The following is a 17960-nucleotide window of genomic DNA, read 5'->3' on the forward strand; positions in this document are numbered from 1 at the left end:
CGGTCGTCACAACCACCCTCGCGCTCCTGTGGGAACACGGCCCCCACGGGCCGGTGTGGACCCGCTTCGGCCGCACCCGTCCCGAGCCGTTGGCGGCCGCGCTGATTCACCGCAAAACCGAAGCCGGCCACCGCGAACGCGACGAGCGGCAACGACACGAACGACAGCGCGAGCAGGAACGGGAGCGGGAGGGGAGCCGGGTGGCATAGGCCGCAGTCGCAGCTGCGGCCGCCGGGCAGCATTCCCCCGGCCGCGACCAGGGCGTGGACGTTGATGATCCGGCCGCCCTCGCGGACTTTCTGGGTCAGGGCATCGGCCCAGACGAATGAGTAGGGTCCGGCGTCCAGGGGACGGTTGCGGAAGGCGGTGACCTGCTCGTCCAGGTGCTTCGCCATCGCGGGGACCTGGGACTTCGACAGCTGGGTGACGCCGAGGGACTCGGCGAGCTTCTCGACCCGGCGGGTGGAGACACCGAGCAGGTAGGCAGTGGCCACCACCGAGATCAGGGCCTGTTCGGCCCGCCGGCGGCGTTCGAGGAGCCAGTGCGGGAAGTAGCTGCCGGTCCGGAGCTTGGGGACGGCGAGTTCGACGGTCCCTGCGCGGGTGTCCCACTCGCGCGGGCGATAGCCGTTGCGGTGGTTGACGCGTTCTTCGCTGACCTGCCCGTACTCGGCGCCGCACAAGGCATCGGCCTCGGCGGACATGAGTGCGTCGGCGAACGTTTGATCATCGCGCGCAGCAGATCGGGACTCTCCCCCGCAAGCGGGGGGACCCCCAGGCGAGATTGTCTTCCGCGAGGGTGTGCAGGGGCAGACTGTCCGGTGCGGTCATCGTGCTGATCTCCTTCAAAGACTTGGTCGTCTTGAAAGATCAGCCGGTGGCCGTTCTCATATCCGGGCACTCACCCCGACGCCGGAACAAACCCCCGGAACGGGTGGGAACCCGTACACCACTTCCCAGGACGCAACCGTGTAGAACACTCCGCTTTGAGGTGGTGCTAACCGGGCCTGAGGACCGTCGCAGCTCCTGAGGCCGTCGAATAATCCCGTGCCGTGCCACGGGTGGACGTGCAGACTCGCCCTATGGCGGACATGAGGGCGTTCCAGGATGCGGTCACCAGCTGGGCGACGGGCGGTCCCGGCGGGCCGGCGCGCGATCTGGCGGAAAGCCTGGGGGCACGGACCGCGGTACTCCTGGAAGGGCTGAGCGATCTCGCGGCCGTCGAGGCGCTGGCCGCCCGACGTGGCCGGGACCTGGCCGCCGAGGGAGTGTGTGTCGTGCCGATGGGCGGGGCGATGAGCGTCGGCCGCTATGCCGGTCTCCTCGGGCCACCCGGCCTCGGTCTGCGCCTGACAGGACTCTGCGACGAGGGCGAACAGGGCTTCTACGAGCGCGGCCTGACGCGGGCCCAGGCACCGCTCCAGGGCATCTATGTATGCACCGCGGATCTGGAGGACGAACTCATCCGCGCGCTCGGCACGGCAGAAGTCGAGGAGATCCTCCGCGCCGAGGGCGACTTCCGCGCCTGGCAGACCTTCCAGCGCCAGCCCGCACAGCGCGACCGGCGCCGGCATCAGCAGGTGCGGCGCTTCCTCGGCACGAAGAAGGGCCGCAAGATCCGCTACGGCCGTCTCCTTGTGGAGGCCCTCGCACCGGACCGGACACCGGCCCCGCTCGACGGCCTCCTCGCGAGCCTGTGAAGTCGTAGACGGACTGCCGTTTCGAGCGTGATCGACAGCAGACGGGCACGGGGCTTAATCAGTTGACCGGGTGGCAACGGACGGGCAGGCTCCAGCACGACCCGCCTGCCCCTACCGGGAGACCTACGGATGACTTCTCACCTGCACGCGCTCTGCTTCGATGCGCACGACCCGCTCCGTCTCGCGCGTTTCTGGGCGGACTTTCTCTGCTGGGAGACGTCCGATGACACTTCCGACGGCATCACACTGCTTCCCAGCGATGACACCGGGTTCCGGCTCCGCTTCCTCCCGACCCAGGAGCGGAAGACAGGCCAGAACCACATGCACTTCGATCTGACGAGCACGTCCCTCGACGACCAGAAGCAGGTGGTGGAGAGGGCGCTCCAACTCGGCGCCCGGCAGATCGACATCGGCCAACGCCCGGAGGAGGGGCATGTGGTGCTCGCCGACCCCGAGGGCAATGAGTTCTGTGTCACCGAGCCGGGCAACAGCTTCCTCGCCGAGTGCGGATTCATCGGCGCGCTGGCGGGCGATGGTTCGCAGGAGACCGGGTACTTCTGGAGCCGAGCGCTGGGCTGGCCATTGGTCTGGGACCAGGACCAGGAGACCGCGATCCGCTCACCGCACGGTGGTCCGAAGGTCACGTGGGGTGGTCCACCCGTGATGCCGAAGACGGGGAAGGAACGGCTGCACTTCGACCTCGCTCCACCGGCCGGCAGTGACCAGCAGACGGAGGTCGACCGGCTCGTCTCCCTCGGGGCAACGCGCATCGACATCGGCCAAGGGGACGTGAACTGGGTGGTGATGGCCGACCCCGACGGTCACGAGTTCTGTGTGCTGACCCCCCGATAAGCCCCGGAGCGGGGCTCACGACCCTGCGGGCCGGAGACCCGGCATGCCGAGGTCGACCGGCGCGATGCGAGCCAGCCGCTGGCTCTCTTCGCGTTTCTGACGGAGGAAGGTGAGGTGAGGTCGATCCCCTCGATCTCACCGAGCCAGCCCTCCTGCTCGGCGCGGTCCCGGCGATCCAGGAGACCGGTCTCGATCTCGTCAAGGCGAGACAGCATCTTGGGGTTGATGTTGAGCATGGGACATCACAAACAAGCGTGTTCATGCTGACAAGGGGTGCCGTAGGGCCGAGCGCACCCGCCCAGCTCAACCTTTCGGTGATCGAAGTGCTCTTCAAACCCGCGCCAGAAGGACGCCAACCGCGTCCTCGCCGTCGGGCGTGCACCGGTCGAGCACGGCTTCGCCCACCTCAAGAACTGGCGGATCCTCGCCAAGCTCCGTACCGATCCCGCCCACGCCCCCCAACTCCTGCGCGCTCTGCTCGTCCTAACGAACCTCGAAGTCAACCGCTGACGGATGATCTTCTCCACGGACTCTCGACCACGACCAGCACGAGTGCCCCGAGGACCGGTCACACCAGCCCTTTGACCTGCGATTTCAAGTTGACGGAGGCTCACTCTGCTGCGCACCGCGATGTCCGCCACCGCACCCGGTGTGAACCACCCGATGATGCCCGGCACTCTCGCGCGCCCCAGTGCGCCGCACCCGATATCCCGCACCGCCGACCGACCCTCTGACCAGGTTTCGACGGGCGCGCGTCGTTCCTGGATGTGGGGGCCGCGGTTTCGTGAGCGCAGGCTCCTGCGGAAGCGCCGGAATCCGCGCGTGGTGAGCAGTGCCTGTGTTGGCTGATCATGAGGAGAGCTCCACGCCGGGATGTCCTTGGCGGTCACCGCGAGTAGCGGTTCCCGGACTCGGCCCTCGGGATGGGGGCCAACAGGGGGATTACTTCGACGGCTGGACCTCACCACCGATCCCCGTCTCGTTGCCGTCGGGGTCGCGAAACACCCACTTGCAGACGTTGCCGTGGTGCTCCACCTCCACCGGTTCGAGCCCTCGCTCAGCGAGCCGTGCAACTTCGGAACCGGGGTCGTCCACCCAGATCATGCTCACCGCACCGCCAGCACGTTCCGCGTCTTCGATGATGTACACATACCGGTCCTCAGCCAGCTGCCACACCGCTTCGACGTCGTTGGGGCAGAACGTTGGATCCGAGCCCAGCAGCTGCTTGTACCACTCCAGTGCGCTCTCGTAATTACGCACTGCAATCCCGGCGAAAATCCCTACAGCCACGACAGACTCCTACTCCCTCAAGATCAAATTTGGCCAGACGGCCTGGCGTGTTGGAAGTCAGACCCCAACAGCGAGCAAGACTCATCGGATTGCAGTCGTCATTACTGAACGTCACTACTGCTTATGATCACCTGGATTTGCTCAGACGCTGCCCGTGATCACGCGGTATTGCTCACGAAACCGCGGATCCTCGACTGGACCAGGGCATGTTTCCCCTTGTCAGCCCTGGTATCGGTCGTCGATCAGGTCGCGGTCAAGGGGCTGTGTGATATAGGACCCGCCGCCGCATGGCGCGCACCTGGTGCAGTGCGGTGGCGCGCCCTGTGATGCGCGGTGCGGTGGTGCGCGCGGTGCGGTGCATCGTCTGGCGGTGGTGCGCACCGGCCGGTGCGGGGTGTGCGCATCGAGGGCCTGCCTCACGCCGACCGCCTCCAGCTGGCGCGGGATGTCGGCGACGTCCTCGTGGTCGTCGGTGAGGATCTGCGCGGTGAAGTCGATGACGGCGCGGGCGATGTCCTCCGCCGCGTCCGGTCCGGCCTGCGCCCAGGTCCGCAGGGAGGTCACCAGGACGCGTCCGAGGGCCTCCAGGGCGAAGGTGTCCTCACACGGCTCGCCCGTGTCCGGGCCGGGCAGCGCGGTGACCGGACGACGATCCGCGTCGAGCGAAGCGTGGTGCCTTGGGTACAACCCCGTGTCCCCCTCCGCCGGCTCGATCTCGTGCTTCACCTGGAACGCCCGGATCGCCTCACAGTCCGTGACCGACTGACGCCCGTCCACCAGACCCAGATGCGCCTCCACCTCCCGCTGATACGGACCCGTGGACGTGGCGCACTCACCCACCCGACCGCCGCTGCCGTACACCTCCGGGAGTCCCGAAGCCCGCACCGCGGCCATCGGGCTAACCACCCTGCGGGCCGCCTTCCCGAACTGTTGACCCGGCTCGTGCCATCTGGGTGCCCACGACGCCGCGATGGCACGGGACCGCATCCGCGCCGGGACGATGGGGGCGGAGGACGTCCTGCACGACCTCGGGGCGATCGGGATCACCTCGTCCGACGCCCAGGGCATGGGCCGGGCGGGCGAGACCGTACGCCGTACCTTCGCCATGGCCGGGAAGATGAAGGCCGAGCTGGGCCCCCTGGACGGCGACGGGCCCCACGACGACAACGGACGTGTCCTGCGCTATCTCGCCAAGCTGACGATCAACCCCGCCGTCGCCCACGGCCTCGCGCACGAGATCGGCTCCCTGGAGGTCGGCAAGCTGGCCGACATCGTGCTGTGGCAGCCGCGGTTCTTCGGCGCGAAGCCCCAGCTCGTACTGAAGTCGGGCTTCCCGGCCTACGGAGTGACGGGCGACCCCAACGCGGCCACGGACACCTGTGAACCGCTCGTCCTGGGGCCGCAGTTCGGGGCGTACGGCGCCACACCCGCCGATCTCTCGGTGGCCTTCGTCGCCCGCGCCGCCGTGGACCTGGGCGCGGACCTCATGCCGACGCGCCGCCGCCGGGTCGCCGTCCGCGGCACCCGCGGGATCGGGCCGGCCGACCTCCGCCTCAACTCCCGGATCGGCGATGTGGGTGTGGACGGCCGGACCGGACTGGTCACCCTCGACGGAGATCCGATCCGCTCCGGACCGGCGGAGTCGATCTCCCTCAACCGGCTCTACTTCCTCTGAACCCAGCGGTCCGCCCTCCGTTTACGGGCACCGGAGGTCTTCCGGCGCGATCACCGCACAGCCACACCGTCTCGACCGTGGTCGTCGTCCAGGACGTGCGCGGGGTGCCCGAGGAGCACCAGGCCATCATCGACGACGCCATGAACGACCGCATGAGCGCCGCGCTGCACAAGGTGTGGGGCGATCCGGGCCCGGTGCCCGTACAGCGTGGCTCGGTGGCCCTGATGGTTCCGCGCCGCTGTCGCCCGGGTCGGCGTCTGACCGGTGCCGGGGAAGGGGGCAAGTGCCGGTATGGCAGGTGAGCGGGTCCGGTAGCCGGTCGTCGTGGGCCGGGCCTGCAGACAGCGACTCTTGGTTCTCGCGGGGGTGGGGAAGGCCGGTGTTCGCCGGCCGGGCTGTACCGGGCAGGCGGCGGTGGTCGTTTCGGGGCGCGGGTACGGCGGCGAGGTGGCCCGGCTATTGCGGATGGCGGTCTGGCGGGCCCCGGCCGTTTGCTGGGGCCCTTCTCTTTCCCTGTGGCGGGGTTGAGGGTCGGTCAGCTCTTGCCGTTCTTGTCCTTGCCGGGTTCGCCGCGTTTGTTGGCGATGTCGACGTGGATGGGCTGGTCGGCGTTGTCGGGGGTGATGGTGTAGGGGCCGGTGACGGGGTTGTCGGGGAGGACGAACCCTTCGGGGACGTCGGTCTCCTGGAGGTAGTACGTTCCGGGGCCGAGCGGTTCGAAGAGGCAGACGCCGGTGTGGTCGGTGGAGCAGGCGGGGCCGGTGGTCGTGTCGGCGGGGGTGCTGTTGGACGCCGTGGTCTGGAGGCCGGGGACGCCGTTGGTCTCCTGCCAGAGCTGGAAGACGGCCCCGGCGAGCTTCCTGCCGTTCTTCTTGTCGGTCTTGTGGACCTTGATGCTGCCCTTGATGAGGGTGTTCTGGGCGGTGCTGGTGGCCCCGGCGGGAAGGTCGGCGTTCGTCGGGGTGATGGGGAACACCGGGTCGGCGGGCAGCTGGTATCCGTCGGGCGGGGCGGTCTCGACAAAGTAGTGGGTGCGGCCCGTCAGGCTGACGGAGGAGCAGCGGCCGTTCTCGGTGGTGGTGCAGCTGAAGCCGGTGACGAAGGTGTCCGGGGTCGGTCCGGTCATCTGGAGGCCGGGGATGTTGTTTGTCTCGATCCACAGCTCGAAGACGGCGCCCGCGAGGGTGGCTCCCGTTTCCGCGTCCGTCTTGATGATCGTGATCGGAACCACGTCGGGCTTGGGGGGAGGGGCCTGGAGGTTGGGGGCGGTGACCTGGACGCCGGTGGAGGCGTTGGCGGGGGTGAGGGTGAGCGGGCCGAAGACCGGACTGCCGATCACGTCGTAGCCGGGTGGCGGGGTGAGCTCCAGCCAGTAGTACGTGCCCACCGGCACCGTCCGCGAGCAGATCCCGCTGGTCGGCGTGGTGCAGTTCGCGCCGACCACGGTGTCGGGGGTGACGCCTCCGGTCTGCAGCCCGGGGACGCCGTTGGTCTCGCGCCACAGCTGGAACACGGCTGCGGCCAGCGGGGCGCCTGTGATGCTGTCGGTCTTGAGGACGCTGACCGCACCCGTGACCGGGGGAGGCTTCGGGCCGGAGTCCCCGGAAGGCTTCTGAACGGCGGCGGCGGGCGCGGCGACCGCGAGGGACACCGCGCTCACGCATACGGCTACGGCCAGGGATCTCAGCAGTCTGCCCCTGCGTCTGCCACGGTTGCGGCGGGCCGGGCGGACCGGTGCCGACGCACACTCTCGGGCGGCACTGCCGCCGATGTGGATGGTCATACCCGCATCACAACCGGCCACCACCGCCGGTGCGCGCCCGCTCACCGATCCCACGGACTTGTTCACCCGGCCACCGCACCCACCGTCGGCCGAACGGCTGCGGAGCGTCGGCTGCGCTGGATCCTGGACCCGTCAGGGGATGCTTCTGCCGTCGCCGGCGGGCCCGCGGGCGGCTGTGAGTGACAGAGGCCGCAGAGACGAGCGCCCTGCGCCGACGACTGGCAGCTTCAGATCTCCGCACATGTCGAATGATCTGCCGACCATTTCACGAGACAGGTGATGCCGGCAGCGTTGTTGGTGGAGGTGGAGGTGGAGGTGGAGGTGGAGGCGGTGCAGAGCGCGGGCCAGTACGAGCGGAAGGGGAAGTGCGCAGGTGACAGTCGCGGGGCCGGGCGGGGCCTTTCCGGCGGTCCGCACTCGGTCTGCGCTGTCGTTGTGGCTGCGCCGGGTGCTGGGTGCGGGCACGCTGGAGGGGTGAAGAGTGCGCCGATCGTCGTACACCGCCCGTCGCCGTCGGGCGGGCGGCGGGTGACCGTCAGCCGCGATGGCCGGGACGCGGACCTGGGCCTGGCGTTCTCCGACCACGATGTGATCGTGTTCCTGGAGGCTGCGGGTGTGGTGGATCCGGAGACCGTGCTGGACGATCCGGGCTGGGTGGAATGGCGCGGTGCCCCCGCCCATCGCTTCGCCCCTCCCGCCTGACCACGCGGCGCCCGGGACAGCCGGGGCCGTTCGGCCGGGTGGTGATGGCGAAGCGTCCGGCGTGTGGGCGGGATGCGCCGGGCAGCGAGGTGGGTGGTGGCCGTGGACGTCGATGCCGTGATCGGGGAGCTGTACGGGCTGCCGCCTGGTGAGTTCACCGCGGCCCGGAACGGATACGCGGCAGAGGCCCGGCGAGCGGGTGACCGGGAGACGGCGCAGCGGATCGCGGGGCTGCGGCGGCCGGCGCTGGCGGCGTGGGCGTCGGATCTCCTGGTCCGCCGCCGCAGGGACGACGCCATCCGGTTCTTGCGGCTGGGCGAGGCCCTGAGGGAGGCGCACCGCACGCGGCTCGGCTCGGCTCGGGGGAGTTGAGCGGTCAACAGCACTGCGGGGTCGGCGCTCTCGCCCGCAAGGCCCGAGCCTTGGCGGGCCGGTCCGCCGGCAGGGCGGTGGACCGTGGGCGAGGAACAGGTGTGGCTGTGCTGTCGTACCCGGCCGCTACGGTGCTGCCATGGCTGCACCCTCCCAGGGCCAGAAAGGGCTGGTCACTGTCCACGTTGCTGTTCCCAACCCTGAGATGCCGGAGCCCGAACCGCGGGCTGGCCCCTACGCGCGAGAGCGGTACGTGGCGTCGGCCAAGTACGCAGACATCTCCTGGAGCGAGTCGGGGGCCGAGCCGCGCTGGCTCGGCATGGACACCAGTACCTGCGCCGCAGCCATCAACCCGAGCCATTTCCACCGGCATGGCGCGGACGAGTTCGAACGGTTCCTGGCCGGGGCAGCCGCACGCGCCGAGCCCGCGCTGATCATTGTCACGATGGGCAACGCGGACGATGACGGCGTCCGGTCGGTCCTGAGTCACTACGACGCCGGTGTGGACTTCCGCGACTTCACCGGCTCGATCGCCGGGAAGCGACGGCCCGCAGGGACGGATATATCTCTGGCACCCGATCTGGACGCGGCCGACCGGGACCTGGGCCTGAGACTGCGAAACCGTCCGACCGACGCCCCGTGGTGGGCTATGACTCCGCGGCCGACGGTTCTGGAGGGCCCCCGGGGGACTGCTGTCCACGAGCCTGAAGGGGAGCTGGTGCCGATCCTGGTGGACAGCCTGGGCGAGCCGGTCGTCGCCCGCTGGATGCCCAGCGACGGCCAGCAGATCTGGTACGTGATCCCCGACGGGGTCGACTGGAACACCGTGGTCGACTGGATCGTCCAGCGCGCCCTGCCCAAGCACGTCCCGGCCGCGCTGCGCCGCGTCCGCTCCCGCCACGTTGTAGCGGCGCTGGGAGGTGTCCTTGGGGACGATGGTGGGGTAGCTGACGGCCAGGATCTTCGCGTGCGGGGCGCGCTCGTCGAGCACGGTGAGCATCCGGTCGTATTCCTGGCTCACCTAGTTCAGCCGGGTCGGGATGCCAGCGGCCAGGGCGCGTCCTTGCACGGGGTGCCCACGCCGCCGCTTCCCTGGCCGAGCTCCGGGCACTTGAGGAGGATGTCGGCGAAGCCGAGGGTATTACCGCACGCCCACGCCGACGGTGATCACGTCGGTGCCGGGGCCCACCGCCTCGGACTGAGGCGGCACCGCGGGGAAGGGGTAGTCCGGGTCCTCGACGAGGGGCGGCAGGTGACGGCCGATCGGCACCATAAAGGGAACGGTACGCCTCCTTCTTCGCGTGTTCGGCGAGCGCCCGGTAGATGCTCGCGACGGAGGGGTTCTGTCCCTTGCGTTTGCCGGTGGGGATGATCAGGTTGGGCTGGATCTGCTCGACGGACTCGCCGCCCGCGAGGCGCCGGAGCACGGTGTGGAGCATGTCCTCGGTGATGATCGGTGGCCGGCCGCCGTGCTTGCCCTTGCGGGCCGCGGTGTCGAGCCCTTCGAGCGTCGACTCGCGGATGTTCTCCCGCTCGGTCTCCGCCATTGCGGCGAAGAACGCGAACAGCAGCTCCCCCGGTCCGGTGGGGTCGTAGATGCCGGGCAGGGGCCCGGCGAGCATCTCCAGGATGCGCCGTGGGCGGTGAGTTCGGCGGCGTCGCGGCCGAGCCGCTTCATCTCGTACACGGTGGAGATGACGCGGCAGTGCGAGGCGTGCGCCTTGACCTCCCGCGCAGTCCGCAGGGCCTCCTCGAACTTCGGGCGGACGCGGACGCGGGTGCTGATCTTCTCGGAGAACACCTTGTCGCGCGGAATGCCGTGCCCCGCGAGCGCGTCGAGCTGGGAGTCGAGTTCCTGTCCGAGGGTCGAGCAGCGTGCGTAGCCGATGCGGAGGTCCGCGCTCGGCAGATCCGGGTCGACGGGTGCCGGGGGCGGGGTGCCCGGCCGCCACGGTCGGCCCGGTCCGCGGTCGGCCCCGCAGCGCTTTCTTGAGCCGGGGCACCTTCGTGAACCGGCGGGTGTGGTAGGCGGAGGCGACCGCGCCGCCGCGCGAGCGGCACGGCGAGCCGGGCTGGGCGTCGCACTTCGGACAGGCGTGCTGTTCGACGTCGTCCGCGTCCAACCGTACGGTCGGGGAAGGCTGCTGATGGTCCGTCATGGGCGCGGATTTTCGCACAATGCAAGTCTCAGAAGGGGCCCTGCCCCGTTTCTGAGTGAGAACGGGTTCTGCGAGCGAATCCGGGACCGGCGGGGGTCCGGCGGTCCGTGATTGATCTTGCGCGCGCAAAGGAGCGCTTGTGAGAATTACCATGCGTAACGATCGTCACCCAGAGCTACACATTACTTCGCCGCGGGGAAGCGAGCGTCACTAGGTCCCCGCGTCGAGGGCGCCGCGCACGGCGTTGCGGATGTCGGATGTCGGATGTCGGATGTCGGATGTCAAGGATCCCCGCGTCAGGCTGACTGGCGTGCCAGAAGCCCATGATCACCGGCGTGGCGATAACCGTCGTCCCACTGTGCCCCAAAGTCGATCTCACGTTCTGCGGGCTGCGGGCGTCTACGGGGTGAGAGAGGGGAGACGCGGATGAACATTCGACACGTCGTGATCGAGACGTATCTTGGGCCGATCACGATCGCCGCCAAGGACGAGACGATCACCGGCCTGTACTTCAGGCACCATGTCCGCCGGCCCCTGCGGGAGACGTTCGGACCCGAGATCAGCGACGCGACGGACTCGTTGCTGAACGAAGCGGTCCGCCAGCTGTGCGATTACCTGGCGGGACGGCGCCGGCAGTTCGATCTTCCGCTCAAGGCCGACGGCGACTCGTTCCAGCATGCCGTCTGGGACATCGTGAAGAGCATCCAGTGCGGTGACACGACCACCTACGGACGGATCGCCGAGCAGGTTGGAGACCGCGCTCTCGCGCAGCAGGTCGGGCAGGCCGTGGGCGCGAACCCGCTGTGCATCCTCGTCCCGTGCCATCGCGTCGTCGGTTCCAACGGTGCCCTGACCGGGTACGCCGGCGGGCTGAAGCGCAAGCAGACGCTGCTGGAGCTTGAGGAGCTGCCCGCAGGCGACGTCGGACGGTTGTTCTGATCGGGATTCTCACGTTTGCCGCCGCACGTACGTCTTCAATGGGATGGACATGAAACAACCGTTCGAGAGCGTGGTCACGCAGCACGGCGCGACCGTGCTGCGCGTCTGCCGGGTCGTCCTCGGCCCGCACGACGCGGACGACGCATGGTCGGAGACCTTCTTCGCCGCCATGCGCGCCTATCCCGATCTGCCGGAGACGGCGAACGTGGAGGCGTGGCTGGTGACGATCGCGCACCGCAAGGCGATCGACGTGCTGCGGACCGCGAAGAGGAATCCCCTGCTGGTCGACGAGGTACCGGAAGTACCGGCAGGGCGGGGTATTCCGGATGCCGAGGCCGCCGGTCTGTGGGCCGCGGTGAAGGAACTCCCCAGCAAGCAGCGCCAGGCTGTCGCCTACCGGTATGTGGCGGGGCTGGCGTACGCCGAGATCGCGGAGATCCTCGGCGGCACCGTCGAGGCGGCCCGAAGAGCCGTCGCGGACGGGCTCAAGAATCTCAGGAAACATTATCCGGGCGCGATCACGAAAGGAGCATCGCCGTGAGCGACATGCGCAACGATGACGACATGGCCGTCCTGCTGTCGACACCCGTGGACGCGGACACTCTCCGTCGCCTCCACCGCCGTCTGGAGCAGGCTGCGGAGCAAGCCGACCTGATCGATGTCGCTTACACGACCATCGACTCGCCCGTCGGCAAGCTGCTGCTCGCCGCCACCCCGAAGGGGCTGGTCCGTGTGGCGTACGCCGGCGAGGACCACGACCGGGTTCTGGAAGCCCTCGGCCGGAAGCTCAGCCCGCGGATCCTGCGCGCCCCGAAGCGGCTGGAGGAGGCGGCTCGCGAGATCGACGAGTACTTCGCCAGGCGCCGCCGGGTCTTCGACGTGACGCTGGACCTGTCCCTGTCGCGCGGGTTCCGGCGCCTCGTGCAGACGCATCTGCCCGAGATCGGGTACGGCCAGACCCGCAGCTACCGCGACATGGCCGAGCTCGTCGGCAACCCCAAGGCCGTCCGGGCGGTGGGCACCGCCTGTGCGACCAACCCGCTGCCGATCGTCGTTCCGTGCCACCGCGTGCTGCGCACCGACGGCACCCTCGGCGGCTACATCGGCGGACTTGAGGCCAAGACCACGCTGCTGGACCTGGAGGCCGCGGCTTGAGCACCACGAAGGCGACCGGGCAGAAGACGGACCGGTGGCACAAGCGTGTCGAGTCCGGCGACTGGGAGGCGATCACCGCGGAGGTCAACGAGTACGGCGGCGCGCTGCTGCCTCAGCTGCTGACGCCCGAGGAGACCGCGGAGATCAGGGAGCTGTACGAGCAGGAGGGCCTGTTCCGCAGCACCGTCGACATGTGTTGGCACCGCTTCGGTGAGGGCCAGTACCGGTACTTCAACGCGCCGTACCCGGAGCCGGTCGAACGGCTCAAGCAGGCGCTGTACCCGAGGCTGCTGCCCATCGCCCGCGACTGGTGGACCAGACTCGGCAGGCCCGCGCCGTGGCCGGACTCGCTCGATGAGTGGCTGCGGATGTGCCACGACGCCGGCCAGACGAAGTCCACGGCGATCCTGCTCCGCTACGCAGAGAAGGACTGGAACGCTCTGCACCGCGACCTGTACGGCGACCTCGTGTTCCCGCTGCAGGTCGTGATCAACCTCAACGAGCCCGGTGTGGATCACACGGGCGGCGAGTTCCTGCTCCTGGAACAGCGCCCGCGCGCCCAGTCCCGGGGCACGTCCACGCTGCTGCCGCACGGCCACGGATACCTGTTCACCACCCGCGACCGGCCCGTCAAGTCCGCCCTCGGATGGTCCGCCGCGCCGGTTCGCCACGGCGTGTCCGCCATCCGGTCCGGCGAACGCCACACCCTTGCCCTCGTCTTCCACGACGCCGCGTGAACGACGCGATGAACGCCTACACCCTTCTCGGGTCCGACGGCCGGTCCTACCGGTCGTCGGTCAAGGGAGAGTGGGGCGGCCACCGTGGCTCGAAGATCTACGGACGACTCGACTGCCCTGCCGCAGCACGCGCCATCGCCTGCGGCGGCTACGTGAGGCACCGGGTCTTCTTCGCCGACGAGGCCACCGCCCTCGCCGCCGGGTTCCGCCCCTGCAGCGCCTGCTGCAAGGACCGCTACCAGCGGTGGAAGACCGCCCGAGAGAACGGCCGACAATGGACCCCCTGACCAGCCCCCTGCTGAAGAGGCCGGCGATCTACGACGCAGACCTGACGGCCACGGACGCCGAGGTCGCGGCCATCGTCCAGCTCGCTCGCGACCGCCGGGCCCACACCATCGTGATCGGCTCCGGTCGCACCCCGCACGCGCTGGAGACCTCACGCCTGATCGAATCGGCCTGGGATCGCGTGGGAGGCGGAACCCTCGGCACGATCACCTGGCCCGAGACCGGGGCCTCCTGGCTGCGCCACGCGTCACGGTTCGCCGCCGCCAACCCCGACCTGTGGGTGATGACCGGGCCGGCGACCGGCTGGGCGCAGATGACCCGGCGGCTGCTGTGGTCGACCCCGTGGCGCCCCGAACGCACCCTGGCGACCGCCGCGATCGGCGATCCGCGCACGCTCGCGCTCGTCGGCCTGATCAATCTGGACGGCCTGGCCGGCGCGACCGCCCACGGCCCCACCTGGCTCGTCGAGGACGACAACTTCCAGCACCCCACCCGCACGCAGGAGGGGCCATGACCGTGCTGTTCACTCCGCAACTCCCCGAGCGCGACGCGCAGGAGATCACCCCGGGCGCCACCCACGTCCCGAACTGGCTGACCCTGGAACAGCAGGAGTGGATCGCACACCGGTTCCACGAGTGGGCACAAGGCCCCATCCCCTTGCGCGCCGCAACGGTCCGCGGACACCAGATGTCCGTGCGCACCGTATGCCTGGGCTGGCACTGGCAGCCGTACCAGTACACGCGGGCGGCCACCGACGTGAAGGGCGCCCGTGTCCTTCCCTTCCCCGACTGGATGATCCGACTGGGCCGCCATGCCCTTCAGGCCACCGGCCACGACACGGCCACGATCGGCTCGTACACGCCCGACACCGCGCTCGTGAACTACTACGACACCAACGCCCGCCTGGGAATGCACCAGGACAAGGACGAGGAATCCCGCGCCCCGGTCGTGTCGCTGTCCATCGGCGACACCTGCACATTCCGCTTCGGCAACACCGAAAGCCGCGGAAAACCCTATACGGACCTGCTGCCGGCCTCCGGCGACCTCTTCGTCTTCGGCGGACCCGCCCGCCTCGCCCACCATGGTGTCACCAAAGTGCATCAGGACACCGCCCCCGAGGGATGCGGCATCAGCCGCGGCCGGATCAACATCACGATGCGCACGACAGGGCTCGACGGGTGATCGCATGACACAGGAAGCCAGCACCACCACCGCCGACCCCGGCGTCGTCGTCGGAGCGGACGGACTCGCCCGTCCCGCGTGGGCGGCCGTCGACCCCCTGCTGCGCGACTACTATGACTCCGAATGGGGCATGCCGGTCACCGACGAGCGCGGCGTCTACGAGCGCGTCAGTCTCGAAGGGTTCCAGGCGGGTCTGTCCTGGGCGACGATCCTGCGCAAACGACCCGCGTTCCGGGCGGCGTTCGACGACTTCGATCCGGACGTGATCGCCGCGTACACCGAGACCGACGTCGAACGGCTGATGGCCGACGCCGGCATCGTGCGCAACCGGCAGAAGATCCAGGCGACCATCGCCAACGCCCGCGCCACCATCGAACTGCGCGAAGACGTGGGCCTGGCCCGCCTGGTGTGGTCCTTCCAGCCCGGGACCACCCCCCGCCCCCGGACCTTCGCGGAGATCCCCACGAAGTCCGCCGAGTCCATCGCTCTGTCGAAGGAACTGCGACGGCGCCGCTTCGCCTTCGTCGGCCCGACCACCATGTACGCGCTCATGGAGGCGATCGGCATCGTCGACACCCACCTGCTGGACTCGCATCGGCGCGGCAGCTCCGGAATCTGGACCTCGTGACCCTGCTCCGCCTCTTCCCCCAAGGCCCCACCGACTGCGAGACCGTGCTGCGGACGCTGGCCGCCCACGCGATCCCGGGAGCCGAGGAAACGGATGTTCCGGGCCGCGTCCACACCCGGCTCCTGCACCACGCGGGAGCGCCCGTGCGTGTGACGGTGACCTTCGCCGAGGACCAGATCACCGTCGACCTGCCCGACGAGATCCCCGACCCCGCCGGCCTGGCGGCACCGATCCGCCGCTGGCTGGACCTCGACTCCGACACCGCACGGATCGCCGACGCCCTCGCCACCGACCCGCTGATCCGCCCGCTGGTCGAGCACCGGCCCGGCATCCGGCTCATCGGCTACCCCGACGAATTCGAAGCGGTCATCGCGACGGTCGTCGGCCAACAGGTCTCGCTCGCCGCGGCCCGCACCTTCATGGGCAGACTCGTCACCGCCTACGGAACCCCGGCAGCCGGGCTGAGGACCCTGCCCGCACCACGGGAGCTCGCGGCGATCCCCGATACCGAACTCCATACAGTCGTCGGCCTCACCCGCACACGAACCCGCACCCTGCGCACCGTCGCCCAGAGATGGGCGGACGGATTCACCTTCGCACACCTCACCACCGACGAAGCACGCCGAGCCCTGCTCGAACTGCCCGGCATCGGCCCCTGGACCGCGGACTACCTCACCATGCGCGCACTGCAACACCCCGACACCTTCGCCCCCGGCGACCTGGTCGCCCGCAGAGCACTCGGATCCGCCACCGAAGACCAGGCCCGGTCCATCGCCGAGCAGTGGGCGCCATGGCGCTCCTACGCGCTCATGCACCTGTGGGCGGACGCCGCCTACACGCCGCCCGGGAGGGGAGGAACGCGCGCCTGAAGCCAGATCCGGATCTCAGTAGCTGTTGTCGTTCCGATCTTGAGGGGTGGCCGTCGAACGGGAGTCTCGATCGGGTGATCGCGGCTGGCTGAGGGCATGGGAACAGGGCCTCTTGGTAGCTCGGGGTTGCGAAGCCAACCGAGACTCAAAGGCCCTGTTGCCGTCAGCGCATGATCCTGTACATCAACGCCGACACCCTGGCCGCGGACGGGCGGGCGGCCAGGGACGTCCTCGGCGCGGGAGTTCTGCGGCCAGGCACCACCGGCCGCGGCTGCTCGGCGCGCAGCCGGCCCGGTCCAGTGCGGGGCTGGTGCCGTCCGGTCGGGTTCGCGCGCGGGTGACCGGGAACCGGAGGTGCCGCGGATGACCTCCGCCCGGGTGCCCGGGCCCCTGCCCGACGAGGACGGCCCCTTCTCCCCGGTGTTGAGCACCTGCGAGGCACGGTCGAGGCCGGCATCGACCGGAACGGTGGAGGAGTGGCCCTCTCCCGGCCTTTTCGGGCCGTTGCCTTCGGATGAGGAAAAGTGATCGTGAATCACCGGGATGCGCGGACGAGTTCGACTGGAGAGGGGCGGATGCCCGGGGTTCCTTCCTCTCACGCACGTCCGGATTTCGACATCACGGAGTATTCGCGGATCTTCGTTGACCGGGGATGGCGCGATAATCGGGACAGCACGAGACCGGTCGGTGCAGACTGTCCGTGGCGCCTGGGGCAGCCGCCGGACGGGCCCGCAACGGGTCGCCGACCACGTATCTCGCCGTCCTGGTCCACCAGTCAGCACCACCCCTATTGAAGGAGAGTCATGCCCGCACGCAGAACTGTCACCGCTGTTGCCACCGTCCTGCTGAGCCTCGGTGCCCTCGCCGCAACCACCACTCCCGCGACCGCCGCGACCAGCGGCGGTTCCGCCATCCTGAACGACTGCCGGGCCTGGACTCACGGCTCCAAGGGTTCCTCGAAGTGCACGGGCATCGGCGCTTGGGGGCACCAGGTCAAGGTGACGTGCGCAGGGAACGGCGGCACTTTCTACGTCTGGGGAGAGCCGGCCAGGAGCGGCTACACCTCGACGGCGAGCTGCCACCCGCAGGGACTGTTCCGGGCAATCTCCGCAAGTTACCATATCCTTGACAAATAGGTTGAGCGCCGTACGGGGGGATGCCGCCTGCCCCGTCCGGGCGTCCGCTGACGCGGCCCTGGTGTGATCGCGTGCGCCGCGAGACGCACACGGTCACGCCGGGGCCCGCGAGCCGCTCTGCCCGGCTCCGGTCGGCCACCCCCCGGCCCGGCCTCATCGCGCCCCCGCCCTGAGGAGGGCACAGAACCGTTTCAGATCATGTCACTCATCTTCTTCCGGCCGGTCCGGCAATCCCGCACCTCCTCCCCACACGCCCGGGATGGAGGCGGGCGAATGCCCGCGGAGGAGGATCTGCTCCAATGGCCGGTGCTGTCCCGCCTCCGTGGCGTCGCCCCAGTAACGGGCGTGTCTGCGAGGCGCCGACTTAGTACTGCAACGGTGTTTGGCGTGACTGTTTGCCAGCTCGGTCGTTGATGCAGTTATGGGTGGGGACCTTGCTGGTGTCAGGTTGTGGGCGGGTGAGCTGGACGCTCTGCATGAGCGGTTCGTGCACCGG

Annotated in this window: 20 protein-coding genes and 5 pseudogenes; 19 read left to right on the forward strand and 6 right to left on the reverse strand. The window is 69.4% G+C overall.

The genetic code is table 11. The features are described 5' to 3' along the window. Window positions 1-245: 245 nt before the first annotated feature. Window positions 246-831 (reverse strand): annotated as a pseudogene (locus ACFYT4_RS33855) (transposase); the annotation flags it as partial. A gap of 251 nt (window positions 832-1082) precedes the next feature. On the opposite strand from ACFYT4_RS33855, the gene ACFYT4_RS33860 reads away from it, so the two are divergent. The 3 genes and pseudogenes from ACFYT4_RS33860 to ACFYT4_RS33870 form a co-directional block, all read left to right on the forward strand. Continuing rightward, window positions 1083-1700, forward strand: a complete 618-nt coding sequence (locus ACFYT4_RS33860; RefSeq protein WP_389277988.1) for a TOPRIM nucleotidyl transferase/hydrolase domain-containing protein — start codon at window positions 1083-1085, stop codon at window positions 1698-1700. A 129-nt stretch (window positions 1701-1829) separates the two neighbouring features. Then, the gene (locus ACFYT4_RS33865; RefSeq protein WP_389277991.1) at window positions 1830-2552 is read left to right on the forward strand and encodes a VOC family protein; all 723 of its coding nucleotides are present in this window, start codon (window positions 1830-1832) and stop codon (window positions 2550-2552) included. Window positions 2553-2945: 393 nt separating this feature from the next. Then, window positions 2946-3062 (forward strand): annotated as a pseudogene (locus ACFYT4_RS33870) (IS5/IS1182 family transposase); the annotation flags it as partial. 432 nt (window positions 3063-3494) lie between these two features. Here ACFYT4_RS33870 and ACFYT4_RS33875 read toward each other — a convergent pair. Together ACFYT4_RS33875 and ACFYT4_RS33880 are read right to left on the reverse strand one after the other, a co-directional pair. Next, entirely contained in the window at window positions 3495-3842 is a 348-nt protein-coding gene (locus ACFYT4_RS33875; RefSeq protein ID WP_389277994.1) for a VOC family protein, read from the reverse strand. Between the two features lie 219 nt (window positions 3843-4061). Continuing rightward, complete coding sequence (locus tag ACFYT4_RS33880) at window positions 4062-4640, reverse strand: hypothetical protein (RefSeq protein WP_389277997.1); 579 nt, start codon at window positions 4638-4640, stop codon at window positions 4062-4064. A gap of 163 nt (window positions 4641-4803) precedes the next feature. Here ACFYT4_RS33880 and ACFYT4_RS33885 point away from each other — a divergent pair. Next, window positions 4804-5517: pseudogene (locus ACFYT4_RS33885) on the forward strand (amidohydrolase family protein); the annotation flags it as partial. A gap of 77 nt (window positions 5518-5594) precedes the next feature. Beyond that, on the forward strand, window positions 5595-5819 hold the full coding sequence (locus ACFYT4_RS33890) for a hypothetical protein (protein WP_389278000.1): 225 nt from the start codon (window positions 5595-5597) through the stop codon (window positions 5817-5819). A gap of 233 nt (window positions 5820-6052) precedes the next feature. On the opposite strand, the gene ACFYT4_RS33895 is transcribed toward ACFYT4_RS33890, so the two are convergent. After that, window positions 6053-7177, reverse strand: coding sequence for a collagen binding domain-containing protein (locus ACFYT4_RS33895; RefSeq protein WP_389278003.1), 1125 nt, complete (start codon window positions 7175-7177; stop codon window positions 6053-6055). A 597-nt stretch (window positions 7178-7774) separates the two neighbouring features. Here ACFYT4_RS33895 and ACFYT4_RS33900 point away from each other — a divergent pair. The 3 genes from ACFYT4_RS33900 to ACFYT4_RS33910 all read left to right on the forward strand — a co-directional run bounded on the left by ACFYT4_RS33900 (window position 7775) and on the right by ACFYT4_RS33910 (window position 9746). Beyond that, window positions 7775-8002, forward strand: a complete 228-nt coding sequence (locus ACFYT4_RS33900) for a hypothetical protein (protein WP_389278005.1) — start codon at window positions 7775-7777, stop codon at window positions 8000-8002. Between the two features lie 102 nt (window positions 8003-8104). Then, window positions 8105-8374: a hypothetical protein gene (locus ACFYT4_RS33905; RefSeq protein ID WP_389278007.1), complete on the forward strand. Its 270-nt coding sequence runs from the start codon at window positions 8105-8107 to the stop codon at window positions 8372-8374. Between the two features lie 139 nt (window positions 8375-8513). Then, window positions 8514-9746: a hypothetical protein gene (locus ACFYT4_RS33910; RefSeq protein WP_389278010.1), complete on the forward strand. Its 1233-nt coding sequence runs from the start codon at window positions 8514-8516 to the stop codon at window positions 9744-9746. 154 nt (window positions 9747-9900) lie between these two features. On the opposite strand, the pseudogene ACFYT4_RS33915 reads toward ACFYT4_RS33910, so the two are convergent. Together ACFYT4_RS33915 and ACFYT4_RS33920 are read right to left on the reverse strand one after the other, a co-directional pair. After that, window positions 9901-9996: pseudogene (locus tag ACFYT4_RS33915) on the reverse strand (recombinase family protein); the annotation flags it as partial. A gap of 80 nt (window positions 9997-10076) precedes the next feature. After that, a pseudogene (locus ACFYT4_RS33920) lies at window positions 10077-10523 on the reverse strand (recombinase family protein); the annotation flags it as partial. Between the two features lie 436 nt (window positions 10524-10959). Here ACFYT4_RS33920 and ACFYT4_RS33925 point away from each other — a divergent pair. The 11 genes from ACFYT4_RS33925 (at window position 10960) to ACFYT4_RS33975 (ending at window position 17464) form a co-directional block, all read left to right on the forward strand. After that, window positions 10960-11472, forward strand: a complete 513-nt coding sequence (locus ACFYT4_RS33925) for a methylated-DNA--[protein]-cysteine S-methyltransferase (protein WP_389278013.1) — start codon at window positions 10960-10962, stop codon at window positions 11470-11472. 49 nt (window positions 11473-11521) lie between these two features. Beyond that, window positions 11522-12013: an RNA polymerase sigma factor gene (locus ACFYT4_RS33930; protein ID WP_389278015.1), complete on the forward strand. Its 492-nt coding sequence runs from the start codon at window positions 11522-11524 to the stop codon at window positions 12011-12013. Between the two features lie 5 nt (window positions 12014-12018). Further along, window positions 12019-12627, forward strand: a complete 609-nt coding sequence (locus ACFYT4_RS33935) for a methylated-DNA--[protein]-cysteine S-methyltransferase (RefSeq protein ID WP_389278043.1) — start codon at window positions 12019-12021, stop codon at window positions 12625-12627. Beyond that, a complete protein-coding gene (locus ACFYT4_RS33940) occupies window positions 12624-13364 on the forward strand; it encodes a 2OG-Fe(II) oxygenase (RefSeq protein ID WP_389278018.1) in 741 nt (246 codons plus the stop codon). The genes ACFYT4_RS33935 and ACFYT4_RS33940 overlap by 4 nt, the downstream gene beginning before the upstream one ends. Beyond that, window positions 13361-13651 (forward strand): Ada metal-binding domain-containing protein, encoded by a 291-nt coding sequence (locus ACFYT4_RS33945; RefSeq protein ID WP_389278021.1) that lies wholly within the window; start codon window positions 13361-13363, stop codon window positions 13649-13651. Before ACFYT4_RS33940 ends, ACFYT4_RS33945 begins: the two co-directional genes overlap by 4 nt. Next, window positions 13639-14163: a hypothetical protein gene (locus ACFYT4_RS33950; RefSeq protein ID WP_389278024.1), complete on the forward strand. Its 525-nt coding sequence runs from the start codon at window positions 13639-13641 to the stop codon at window positions 14161-14163. The genes ACFYT4_RS33945 and ACFYT4_RS33950 overlap by 13 nt, the downstream gene beginning before the upstream one ends. Then, window positions 14160-14831 carry an alpha-ketoglutarate-dependent dioxygenase AlkB family protein gene (locus tag ACFYT4_RS33955; protein WP_389278027.1) on the forward strand — a complete coding sequence of 224 codons (672 nt, stop codon included), beginning with the start codon at window positions 14160-14162 and terminating at the stop codon, window positions 14829-14831. The genes ACFYT4_RS33950 and ACFYT4_RS33955 overlap by 4 nt, the downstream gene beginning before the upstream one ends. A 4-nt stretch (window positions 14832-14835) precedes the next feature. Continuing rightward, window positions 14836-15459 (forward strand): DNA-3-methyladenine glycosylase I, encoded by a 624-nt coding sequence (locus ACFYT4_RS33960; protein ID WP_389278030.1) that lies wholly within the window; start codon window positions 14836-14838, stop codon window positions 15457-15459. Continuing rightward, window positions 15456-16328, forward strand: coding sequence for a DNA-3-methyladenine glycosylase family protein (locus ACFYT4_RS33965; protein WP_389278033.1), 873 nt, complete (start codon window positions 15456-15458; stop codon window positions 16326-16328). Before ACFYT4_RS33960 ends, ACFYT4_RS33965 begins: the two co-directional genes overlap by 4 nt. Before the next feature lie 170 nt (window positions 16329-16498). Then, window positions 16499-16669, forward strand: a complete 171-nt coding sequence (locus tag ACFYT4_RS33970) for a hypothetical protein (RefSeq protein ID WP_389278036.1) — start codon at window positions 16499-16501, stop codon at window positions 16667-16669. A gap of 462 nt (window positions 16670-17131) precedes the next feature. Continuing rightward, complete coding sequence (locus ACFYT4_RS33975) at window positions 17132-17464, forward strand: hypothetical protein (RefSeq protein ID WP_389278040.1); 333 nt, start codon at window positions 17132-17134, stop codon at window positions 17462-17464. Window positions 17465-17960: the final 496 nt, after the last annotated feature.

The organism is Streptomyces sp. NPDC004609 (genome assembly GCF_042873655.1).
Lineage (GTDB): Bacteria > Actinomycetota > Actinomycetes > Streptomycetales > Streptomycetaceae > Streptomyces.

Coding starts and splice junctions, on each gene's coding strand:
- ACFYT4_RS33930 (WP_389278015.1), top strand. CDS start 11,522: ATGAAACAACCGTTCGAGAGCGTGGTCACGCAGCACGGCGCGACCGTG.
- ACFYT4_RS33970 (WP_389278036.1), top strand. CDS start 16,499: ATGATCCTGTACATCAACGCCGACACCCTGGCCGCGGACGGGCGGGCG.
- ACFYT4_RS33975 (WP_389278040.1), top strand. CDS start 17,132: ATGCCCGCACGCAGAACTGTCACCGCTGTTGCCACCGTCCTGCTGAGC.
- ACFYT4_RS33950 (WP_389278024.1), top strand. CDS start 13,639: ATGGACCCCCTGACCAGCCCCCTGCTGAAGAGGCCGGCGATCTACGAC.
- ACFYT4_RS33955 (WP_389278027.1), top strand. CDS start 14,160: ATGACCGTGCTGTTCACTCCGCAACTCCCCGAGCGCGACGCGCAGGAG.
- ACFYT4_RS33860 (WP_389277988.1), top strand. CDS start 1,083: ATGGCGGACATGAGGGCGTTCCAGGATGCGGTCACCAGCTGGGCGACG.
- ACFYT4_RS33865 (WP_389277991.1), top strand. CDS start 1,830: ATGACTTCTCACCTGCACGCGCTCTGCTTCGATGCGCACGACCCGCTC.
- ACFYT4_RS33925 (WP_389278013.1), top strand. CDS start 10,960: ATGAACATTCGACACGTCGTGATCGAGACGTATCTTGGGCCGATCACG.
- ACFYT4_RS33910 (WP_389278010.1), top strand. CDS start 8,514: ATGGCTGCACCCTCCCAGGGCCAGAAAGGGCTGGTCACTGTCCACGTT.
- ACFYT4_RS33960 (WP_389278030.1), top strand. CDS start 14,836: ATGACACAGGAAGCCAGCACCACCACCGCCGACCCCGGCGTCGTCGTC.
- ACFYT4_RS33935 (WP_389278043.1), top strand. CDS start 12,019: ATGCGCAACGATGACGACATGGCCGTCCTGCTGTCGACACCCGTGGAC.